Source organism: Skermanella sp., from assembly GCF_059503625.1.
In genome coordinates this window covers 1-9,669 of the sequence record NZ_JCACHA010000779.1, presented here as the reverse complement: position 1 = coordinate 9,669, position 9,669 = coordinate 1, and the positions used below count along the sequence as shown (strand labels likewise).

The 9,669-nt window shown below is 65.7% G+C and carries 8 protein-coding genes; 2 read left to right on the top strand and 6 right to left on the bottom strand.

From position 1 onward, the window contains the following. Positions 1–217: 217 nt before the first annotated feature. The 6 genes from AC5JJ6_RS27310 to AC5JJ6_RS27285 form a co-directional block, all read right to left on the bottom strand. Complete coding sequence (locus AC5JJ6_RS27310) at positions 218–1,180, bottom strand: Bug family tripartite tricarboxylate transporter substrate binding protein (protein WP_496045090.1); 963 nt, start codon at positions 1,178–1,180, stop codon at positions 218–220. Between the two features lie 35 nt (positions 1,181–1,215). After that, a complete protein-coding gene (locus tag AC5JJ6_RS27305) occupies positions 1,216–2,355 on the bottom strand; it encodes a mandelate racemase/muconate lactonizing enzyme family protein (protein WP_496045089.1) in 1,140 nt (379 codons plus the stop codon). After that, complete coding sequence (locus AC5JJ6_RS27300; protein ID WP_496045088.1) at positions 2,355–3,521, bottom strand: mandelate racemase/muconate lactonizing enzyme family protein; 1,167 nt, start codon at positions 3,519–3,521, stop codon at positions 2,355–2,357. Before AC5JJ6_RS27300 ends, AC5JJ6_RS27305 begins: the two co-directional genes overlap by 1 nt. Then, positions 3,518–4,507 (bottom strand): hydroxyacid dehydrogenase, encoded by a 990-nt coding sequence (locus AC5JJ6_RS27295; RefSeq protein ID WP_496045087.1) that lies wholly within the window; start codon positions 4,505–4,507, stop codon positions 3,518–3,520. Before AC5JJ6_RS27295 ends, AC5JJ6_RS27300 begins: the two co-directional genes overlap by 4 nt. Position 4,508: 1 nt before the next feature. Further along, positions 4,509–5,648, bottom strand: a complete 1,140-nt coding sequence (locus tag AC5JJ6_RS27290) for a mandelate racemase/muconate lactonizing enzyme family protein (RefSeq protein WP_496045086.1) — start codon at positions 5,646–5,648, stop codon at positions 4,509–4,511. A gap of 224 nt (positions 5,649–5,872) precedes the next feature. Beyond that, a complete protein-coding gene (locus tag AC5JJ6_RS27285) occupies positions 5,873–6,634 on the bottom strand; it encodes an SDR family NAD(P)-dependent oxidoreductase (RefSeq protein ID WP_496045085.1) in 762 nt (253 codons plus the stop codon). Between the two features lie 221 nt (positions 6,635–6,855). Between AC5JJ6_RS27285 and recD2 the strand changes: the two genes are divergently transcribed. Both recD2 and AC5JJ6_RS27275 read left to right on the top strand, forming a co-directional pair. After that, positions 6,856–9,099, top strand: coding sequence for an SF1B family DNA helicase RecD2 (recD2, locus tag AC5JJ6_RS27280; RefSeq protein WP_496045084.1), 2,244 nt, complete (start codon positions 6,856–6,858; stop codon positions 9,097–9,099). A gap of 5 nt (positions 9,100–9,104) precedes the next feature. Continuing rightward, a complete protein-coding gene (locus AC5JJ6_RS27275; protein WP_496045083.1) occupies positions 9,105–9,644 on the top strand; it encodes a DUF2161 family putative PD-(D/E)XK-type phosphodiesterase in 540 nt (179 codons plus the stop codon). Positions 9,645–9,669: the final 25 nt, after the last annotated feature.

Below are 9,669 nucleotides of genomic sequence, written 5' to 3'. Positions count from 1 at the left end.
GAGAGCATCACCTATGCCCTCTGCCACGCCGCTTGAATGACCAAAGTCGAGCTTAAGGCCGCTTCCTTATCCGTAAGTGAAGGATTGGTGGCGGTACGTTTCGCGTAACTGGCCAAGCGAATACTGAAGGCCGTGGCGGTGAGAGTAAAGGGATTGGCGGGAACCCAGCTGGATGCCCGACACACGAACCTCGGCCCATCGTTAATCATATAGTCGATCAATCAGCCCGGATGTTGGCGGCGCGGATCACCTCGCCCCAGCGTCGCCGGTCTTCCTGAATGGTGCTGCGGAAGCTGTCGGGGTCGCCGATCAGGCTTTCCATGCCGTTCTCGGCCAGCCGCCGCTGGAATACCGGGTCGGTGTTCACCCGCTGCAGCGCCGCAAGCCAGCGATCCAGAACCGGCTTTGGCATGGCGCCCGGACCGGCGACGCCGAACCAGTTGCGTACCGTGAAGCCCGGCGCCGTCGCGCTGATCAAGGGCACTTGCGGCATCAGTGGGCTCGGCCTCGGAGCACCGAAGGCAACGGCGCGCAGGCCGCCATCGCGAATCTGGCCGAGAAACTCCGGCAGATTGCCAAACATCATATCGGTGCGCCCGGCGGCGATATCGACGATCGCCGGCGCGCCACCGCGATAGGCGACGTGCAGCAGATCGACACCGGCAAGTCGCTTGAAATACTCCGCCGCCAAATGCTGGCTGCCTCCATTCCCCGCGCTGGCATAGGTCAGCTTACCGGGATTGGCATGGGCGAGATCGATCAGCTGCTGGACGCTCTGGATCGGTCCCTGTGGACTGACGACGAGCACATTATAGATGTTGGCGACATTGCTGATCGGCGTCAGATCGCGATCGACATCGAAGGGCAGCCGCATTCCCGGCATCTGCGGCATGACGGTATAGAGCGCCATGGTGGCAAGCAGTACCGTATGGCCATCCGGCGGCGACTTCGCCACGGCATCGGCGGCGATATTGCCCGATGCGCCGGTGCGGTTTTCCACCACGACGCGCTGGCCGAGGACCGGCGACAGGTGCTCAGCCAGGATGCGGGATAGCAAGTCGCAGGTTCCGCCGGGCGCGAAGCCGCAGAGGAAGCGGATATCCTTCGAGGGAAAATCCTGCGCACGCGCCGGTAGCGCGGCCGCGAACAGGGCAAGAATGGCGATCAGCAGGCGCTTCATTGGCGCATTTCCTCCCGGTTGATGCTTGCTTTGGCCTACACGTAGCCGGGCCCCTCGATGGCCGGATGGGCGGCGAGGAAACCCTCATCCACTTCGACGCCGATGCCCGGCCCATCGAGTGGCAGCACCGTCCCGTCGCGGCTAATGCGCCAGGGCTCGCTGCCCAGCACATCGCGAAACAGGTTGTTTCTCGAGACATCCGCCTCGAAATAACCGCCATTCTCGATGGCAGCGAGGAAATGGATGGAGGCTGCCTGGTTCACACCGGTCATGGAGGAATGCGGATTGACTGGGATCTTGAAGGCGCTAGCCATGGCCGCGATCCGCAGGGCCTCCGTGATGCCGCCGCATTTCGACAGGTCTGGCTGCCAGATGGTGATGACCCTGTCCTCCAGCACTCGGCTGAATTCGAAACGGGTGTAGTGGTTCTCTCCCGCCGCCAGCGGCGTCCGGCCATAGCTCCGCGCCTGGGTGTAGAGATGATGATCGTGCGCGGGGAAGGGTTCCTCAAGCCAGCCGATGTTCAACGTATCCATCACCGGCATCACCTGCCGCACATCCGCGATGGAATAGCCGGTGTTGGCGTCCGTCAGGATTGCCAGCCCATCGCCAAAGGCATTCCGCACGGCCTCCATTCGCGCGGTGTCGTCGCGCACCGTGTCGCCGATGCGCAGCTTCACGGCACGATATCCGCTCTCGATCAGCGGCTGCGCCTCCTCGACCAAGTCGGCCGGCGGCTGGTAGCCGAGGGCGATGCCGCCGGCATAGGCGGGAACCAGGCGGCGGGCGCCACCAAGAAGCTTCCAAAGCGGCCAGCCCACCGCCTTGCCCCTGATGTCCCACAAGGCCATGTCGATGCCCGACATCGCCATGGCGGTGCCGGCGCCCATGCCATGGCTGCCAAGCTGGTACTTGTAGATCTTGGCCCAGATGCCGGTGGTGTCGCTCGCCTCCATCCCGAGGATGAGCTGGGAGAGGGTGGTCTCTATCAGCTTGGCGATGGCGGTATGGGCGCGGCCATGATGGCTCTCACCCCAGCCGACCAGGCCGCTCTCGGTCGTCACCTTCACCATGACGCAGTCGCGCTTCACGGCCTGCCCGATGCCCAGCCGCACGCCACCGGATTGCGGCAGCGGGAAGGAGGTGGGATAGGCCTTGATCTCGCGGATCTTCATCATTGCCTCCTGTAACGGTTCAGGAAATCTTCCTTCACTGTGATGCCAAGGCCTGGCCGGTCAGGCACGTCCACCATGCCGTCCTGAACGGGGAAGCGCTCCTCGATCAGGTCATGCAGCATGGGGTTGTGACCGAGCGAGTATTCCAGGATGAAGCCCGCGCTGTTGCTGGCGGCCAGATGCAGCCCGGCAGCGAAGGCCGGGGCACCCGACCAGAGATGCGGTGCCAGGCGCAGGTTGAAGGCGCTGGCGATGGCGCCGATCCGCACGCCTTCGGTGATGCCGCCAGCGATGGCGAGGTCTGGCTGCAGCACATCGGCCGCACGCAGCTCCGCCAATTCACGGAAGTCGTGCCGGGTGAATTCGCTCTCGCCGCTGCTGATGGGCACGGCGCTGGCGCGGCGCACCTCCGCCTGGCCCTGCTTGTCATCCGCTGTCACCGGTTCCTCGAACCAGAGTAGGTCACAATCCTCCACCATGCGGCAGAAGGCCTTGGCCTCCGCCACGGTCCAGGTGCCGTGCGCATCGGCGGCGAGGCCGACTTCAGGGCCGAGCGCCCGACGCGCTGCCCGCACCCGTGCGGCGGAGCGGGCAACCGGCCCATCCATCGAGCCGACGCGCATCTTCACCGCGCGGAAGCCGCCCTTGTCTATGTAACCGAGGAGCTGCTCGCCGATCTTGTTCTCATCCGCCCAGCCACCGGAGGCATAGGCCGGCATGCGTTCCGCCCGTCGGCCACCGAGAAGCCGCCAGATCGGTGCGCCGAGCGACTTGCCCAGAATGTCCCAAAGGGCGATGTCGATGCCCGCGATGGCGCTGATCGACAGCCCCCGCCGCCCGAGCGTCGGGAATACATGGCCGCGGTCGATCGCAAAGCCCTGCCGCGGCATGTTGTACAGCACATCCCAGAGCCGCGAGATGTCACGCGGGTCCTCGCCCACCAGCAGCGGCGCAAGATCCTGGTTGATGATGGCGGCCAGCCCGGCGCAGGCCGCTGTGCTGGCGACACCTGCCTTGGCCTCGCCCCAGCCGGTGATGCCGGACTCCGTCTCCACCCGGACGATGACGCTGTCGAAGGTCGGCTGCCTGCCGAAATCGGAAAGGTGCTGACGATCCGGTGGGATCGGCACCTGAACCCAGCTGGCCTCGACGCGGGTGATCCTCACAGGCCAAGCTCCCGGCGGCGGGCCTGGTACGCGTCCCAGGCTTCCGGATTGACGAGGTTGGCCGGCCGCCCGCCGCGCAGCACCCGCACCACGTCCTGTGCCGCGACCTGGCTCATGCGCGCCGCACTCTCGCGCGAGAGGCCGGCGACATGCGGCGAGAGGATGACATTGGGAAAATCGCGCAGCGGATGGCCCGCCGCGAGCGGCTGCACGGCGTAGACATCCAGCGCCGCGCCGCCGATGCGGCCTGCCGACAACGCCTCGACCAGCGCCTCCTCCTCGACCACCGCACCGCGCGAGACATTCATCAGCCAGGCAGTCGGCTTCATGCGGCTGATCAGTGCGGCCGAGGCCAGCCCCATGGTTTCCGGGGTCAAGGGGCAGGCCAGGGCGATGAAGTCGCTCTCAGCGAAGAGGTGTGGCAACGCCGCATACTCGACAAAACCCGGCAGCGCCTCCCTTCTCCGCTGGAAGCCCAAGACCCGCATGCGGAAGCCGTGATGCGCGATCTCCGCCAGGCGCGTTCCGATGGCGCCGATGCCGACGATGCCGAGGGTCCGGCCACGCAGCTCCGTGGCGCTGCTCGCCAGGGCGCGACCGCTCTTCCAGCCTTCCGTGAGGTGGAGCTGGTGCATCGTTTCCAACCGCCGTGTCGCGGCAAGCATCTGGGCGACGACGAATTCGGCAACTGCATCGGCATTGGCGCCCGGCACATTGGTCACTAGCACACCATGGGCCGTGCAGTCGGCTACCGGGATCAGGTCCACGCCGACCCCATGCCGCGCGGCGACCAGCAGCCTTGGGCAGGAAGCAGCCAGGTCATCGGGCAACTTCTGCCGCACGATGACAGCCGAGGCTGCGCGGCAAAGGGCGCGGAGTTGGTGGTGGCTTTGTTCGCCACCCGGGCCTTCGATCACCTCCAGCCCTGCCTCACGCAGCACTGCCATGCCCACGGGTTCGATTGGCTCGGTTAATGCAACCTTCATTCTATGCCACCTTGAAGCGGGCCAGAACCTCGCGATCGATTTCGATGCCGAGGCCCGGGCCCTCCGGCACGGCGACGACGCCATGCTTCTGCTCGATCGGCAGGGTCGCCAGCAGGTCGCGCAAGGGGTTCGGCGTCTGCTCGAATTCCAGCATAGGCGGCATGGGGCGGAAGGCCGGCGGCTGATCCGGCAGGGCCGCCAGGAACTGCACCGTGGCGGCGAGACCGATTGCGCTACCCCAGGCATGCGGCACGCATTCCACGCCGAAGGCCGAGGCTAGCGTTGCGATCTTCCGCATCTCCGAAATCCCGCCGGCGGCGCAGACATCTGGCTGGACGATATCCATGGCCTTTTTCGCGATCACGTCGCGGAAACCGAAGCGGGTGAAATCGTTTTCCCCGCCCGCGACCGCCATGTCGAGCGCACGCGTGACCTCGACATAGCCTTCATGGTCCTCTGGGCTGATCGGCTCCTCGAACCAGAGGAGATTCAGCGGCTCCAGCATGCGGCCGAGACGGATGGCCTGCGGGACGGAGAAGCAGTGATTGGCGTCCACCGCGAGGCCAATCTCCGGCCCGATCGCCTCCCGCACCGCCGCCACGCGCTGCAAGTCCAGCTTCGGATCGCCGAGGCCGATCTTCATCTTGATAGCGCGGAAGCCCTGCGCCTTGTACTCCAGCGCTTCCTCCACCGCCTCCTCGACCAGCCGGTCCATGTCGATGAAGTAGAGGCCGGTTGCATAGGCCTGAACCTGCTTGCGATAGGCCCCGCCGATGAGCTTGTGGATCGGCTTGCCCGTGGCCCGCCCCATCAGGTCCCAGAGCGCGATGTCGATGCCCGAGAGCGCCGTGATGGAGAAGCCCTGGGCCCCGTAATCCTTGATGCGGTTGTAGAGGTCCTCCCAGACAACCTCCACGTCGAAGGGATCGCGGCCGATCACGCGCGGGGCATACTGCGTCTCGATTAGGGTCTTGTTGACAGCGGCCGGGCCGTAGCACTCGCCCCAACCGGTCAGCCCGTCATCGGTCGTCACCTCGACGATGCAGGAGGAGCGCGTATTGTAGAGCCAGCCCCGCGCCGAGGTGAAGGGTTTCTCTACCTTGGACTGCAGGATATGGCAGGTGATCTTGTCGATCTTCATGCGGACGCCCTCCCAGGCGCAGTTCTGGGAAGGCTGCCATGGGGGACGCGGCCTGTCACCCTCGCGCCTGAGTGGCAGCCGTAGAGGCCGAATGGCCCGACTGGGAGGCCGACCGACACTACGGCGTCGCCGCGCTCTGGCTGACTGTCGCTATGATATCTCAAAGGTGGCGGGCCGACATATCTGGCGTGACCCGGTCACTCGCTCGCCCCTGGCGTCCCCGCTTACATCTTTTTTCCGATCGTCCAGCCGCCATCCACCGTCAGGACGCTGCCTGTGATGAAGCCGTTTTCCTCAGCGGCCAAGAAAAGGATGGCAGTGGCAATCTCATGGGGTTCGGCCCACCGACCCAGAGCATGAATGTTGCGAATGGCCTGCGCGTACTCTTCATCCTGAAAATAGCGCTCCGTCATTGGCGTGCGCACCACGCCGGGTGCCACCGCATTGACCCGAATATGTCGCTCACCCAGTTCCAAGGCCATCTGCTTTGTCAGCCCGACGACACCATGCTTGGATGCCGTGTATGCGGCGCGCTTCGGCGCTGCCATCAGCCCAAGGGTCGACGCCAGGTTGACGATGCGCCCCGGCCGGCCAAGCGCGACGAGCCGCCGTGCGAAGGCTTGGCTGGGTAGGAAGGTGCCAGACAGGTTCACGCTGACCACGCGCTGCCATTCCTCGAAAGAGAGATCGAGGACCGGGACGATCTCCCGTACGCCGGCGGAGTTGACCAGCACATCAAGCCGGCCAAGTGACGCCTCGGACGCGGCGACGAACTCCGCGGCTGACGCCGGGTCGGCGACGTCGATGCGGAAGGCATGCGCCTCGCCCTTGCGCTCGCGGATCACCGCAGCGGTCGCCTCGGCGCGCTCCTGATCGAGATCAGCAACGGCCACCCGAGCACCCTCATGGGCTGCCGCAAAGCACACTTGCTGGCCGATCCCGCTGCCGCCGCCGGTTACCAGTACGGCTTGTTCCTGGAAACGCATTCTGCTCCTCCCTGTTTTGGAGAAGGCTAGTGTTTGGCGAGGTGCTGAGCAATCGCCGCCGCTCCCGGTCGGCGGTTCTTGCCAGCTCGCCAGAACAGCTCGTTCCTCAATCACGACGCGCCCCGGGGCCTGACGGGAGAGCTTCAGCAAGCTGAAGAGTGACGCAGCTCGACATCCGAAGCACTATCTTCCTGCGGTGAGCTTTCAGATACCCTGTCACGATGGCTGAGAACGCCCTGGCTAAGCCACAGGAGGCCCTGGCCGGCCTCGTGGAGCGGGTTACCTACCACAACGCCGAGACTGGCTTCTGCGTGCTGCGGGTCAAGGTGCGCGGCCAGCGCGACCTCGTCACCGTGGTCGGGCACGCGGCCGCCATCTCGGCTGGTGAGTGGGTGCAGCTGTCTGGCACCTGGGTCAATGACCGTACCCACGGTCTGCAGTTCAGGGCCAGCTTCTTGAAGGCAACCCAGCCGACCACCGTCGAAGGGGTCGAGAAATACCTCGGCTCTGGCATGATCCGCGGCATCGGCCCGGCCTATGCCCGGAAGCTGGTGCAGGCCTTCGGAACCGCGGTGTTCGACATGATCGAGGCCGAGCCCCATCGCCTGCGCGAGGTCACCGGCATCGGACCCAAACGGGCCGCGCGTATCGTCGCCGGTTGGGCCGACCAGAAGGTCATTCGGGAGATCATGCTGTTCCTACACACCCATGGCGTGGGCACCTCGCGGGCGGTACGGATCTTCAAGACCTATGGTGCCAACGCCGTTCAGGTCATCACCGACAATCCCTACCGCCTGGCGCGGGATATTCGCGGTATCGGCTTCCGCACCGCAGATCTCGTGGCCCAGAAGCTCGGCATCGAGCCGACTGCCATGATCCGGGTGAGGGCCGGCATCTCCTTTGCCTTAGCCGAGGCCACGGGGGAGGGACACTGCGGTTTGCCGGTGGAGGAACTGAGCGCACTAACGAGCTCCCTGCTCGAAGTAGAGCCTGCCCTGGTCCGAGCCGCCCTCGGGCTGGAGTTGGACGCCGGTGAGGTCGTGGCTGACGCCTTGGCGGGCGAGCCTTGCGTCTTTCTGGCCGGGCTCTACCGTGCAGAGCAGGTCATTGCCGAGCGGCTGCGGGCGCTCGCCAGGGGCCGGCCACCTTGGCCGGCGATCGAGGCCGAGAAAGCCATCCCTTGGGTCGAGAGCCGCACTGGGCTCGCGCTGGCCAGCAGCCAGCGCGAGGCACTGCGGCTGGCGGTGCGGTCCAAAGTGCTGGTGATCACCGGCGGCCCAGGGGTCGGCAAGACAACGCTGGTGAACTCCATCCTTCAAGTCCTGCGGGCCAAGGGGGTGGAGGTCGGCCTTTGTGCGCCGACGGGGCGAGCGGCCAAGCGGCTGGGCGAGAGTACCGGGCTGGAGGCTCGAACCATCCATCGCCTGCTCGAGGCTGATCCAAAGACCGGTGGGTTCAAGCGTGGTGAGGAGACGCCGCTGAGCTGCCAGCTCCTGGTGGTCGACGAGACGTCCATGGTGGATGTGCCGCTGATGCGCGCCCTGCTGCGGGCGCTGCCGGATGAGGCGGCGCTGCTGCTGGTGGGTGATGTTGATCAGCTGCCCTCGGTCGGGCCGGGACAGGTGCTGGCCGACATCATCGGCTCCAGCGCGGTGCCGGTGGTCAGACTGACAGAGGTTTTTCGTCAGGCGGCGGAGAGCCAGATCATCGTCAATGCTCATCGTATTAATGCCGGCCGAATGCCTGAGCTGAAGGCGGCAGACCGATCGGACTTCTTTTTCGTCGAGGCCGCTGATCCGGAGGAGGGGGTGCGCCGGTTGCTCTCCGTGGTCGGAGATCGCATCCCGGCCCGCTTTGGCCTCGATCCGGTACGAGACGTCCAGGTGTTGTGCCCGATGAACCGCGGCGGCTTGGGGGCACGCTCGCTCAACATCGCGCTGCAGCAGGCGCTGAACCCGCCCGGCGAACTCCGGGTCGAGCGCTTCGGCTGGAGCTATGGAGTCGGTGACAAGGTAATGCAGGTCACCAACGACTATGAGCGCGACGTCTACAACGGCGACCTCGGCACTGTCGCGGCGATCGATCCTGAGGAGGCTGAGCTCGTGGTCAGCTTCGAGGGGCGAGAGGTGGTGTATGGCTTCGGCGAACTGGACGAGTTGGTGCTGGCCTATGCCACTACCATCCATAAGGCCCAAGGCTCGGAGTACCCAGCCGTGGTGATCCCGCTCAGCACCCAGCACTATGCCATGCTGGCCAGGAACCTCCTCTATACCGGCGTCACCCGCGGCAAGCGGCTCGTGGTGCTGGTCGGACAGCGCCGAGCGCTGGCGATTGCGGTCAAGAACGGCAGCGCCCGGCGCCGCTGGTCCAAGCTCGGCGAATGGCTCGGCGGCGCTGTAGTGCGCTCTGACCATCGGCAGCAGGGCAAGGGACAACGGCCATCTGATGCAGTGGCGCCAAGGTAATCGTCATGCCCCAGCATTACGCCGAGACCTCGTTGTACCCGGCGGTGAAGGCCCATCTCGAACGTCTGGGCTACAAGGTTAAAGGTGAGATCTGTGGCTGCGATATCGTAGCGGTCCGGCCAGGCGAGCCGCCCTGGCTCGTCGTCACCGAGCTGAGGACCGGCTTTACCCTCGAGCTGGTCCTGCAGGCTGTCGACCGTTTTGCCGCGGCGGACGAAGTGTGGCTGGCGGTCACGTCATCGCAATGTGGGCGGGACCGGGACCGGCGCGTCCACAAGCTCTGCCGTCTGCTCGGCTTTGGCCTACTTGCCGTGGATCCCATGCGGCAGCTGGTCGAGGTACTGGCCGGGCCAACGACATATCGGCCTCGCCCCAACCGCAAGCGCCGCAGCTTGCTGCTGCGCGAGCACAGCCGGCAGCACGGAGACCCTACCCACGGCGGCACGTCGCGTACCCCGATCATGACGGCCTACCGCCAGCAGGCGCTGGCCTGCGCGGCGGCACTGCAGGAGGGACTAACATTACAGTTGCGGTTTTGGAAGTGATCTGCTCCGCTGGCTCGAGCCGTGG

Excerpts from the sequence above, each read along its gene's own strand:
- AC5JJ6_RS27310 (WP_496045090.1), bottom strand. The coding sequence starts at position 1,180 with ATGAAGCGCCTGCTGATCGCCATTCTTGCCCTGTTCGCGGCCGCGCTA.
- AC5JJ6_RS27305 (WP_496045089.1), bottom strand. The coding sequence starts at position 2,355 with ATGAAGATCCGCGAGATCAAGGCCTATCCCACCTCCTTCCCGCTGCCG.
- AC5JJ6_RS27295 (WP_496045087.1), bottom strand. The coding sequence starts at position 4,507 with ATGAAGGTTGCATTAACCGAGCCAATCGAACCCGTGGGCATGGCAGTG.
- AC5JJ6_RS27290 (WP_496045086.1), bottom strand. The coding sequence starts at position 5,648 with ATGAAGATCGACAAGATCACCTGCCATATCCTGCAGTCCAAGGTAGAG.
- AC5JJ6_RS27285 (WP_496045085.1), bottom strand. The coding sequence starts at position 6,634 with ATGCGTTTCCAGGAACAAGCCGTACTGGTAACCGGCGGCGGCAGCGGG.
- recD2 (WP_496045084.1), top strand. The coding sequence starts at position 6,856 with ATGGCTGAGAACGCCCTGGCTAAGCCACAGGAGGCCCTGGCCGGCCTC.
- AC5JJ6_RS27275 (WP_496045083.1), top strand. The coding sequence starts at position 9,105 with ATGCCCCAGCATTACGCCGAGACCTCGTTGTACCCGGCGGTGAAGGCC.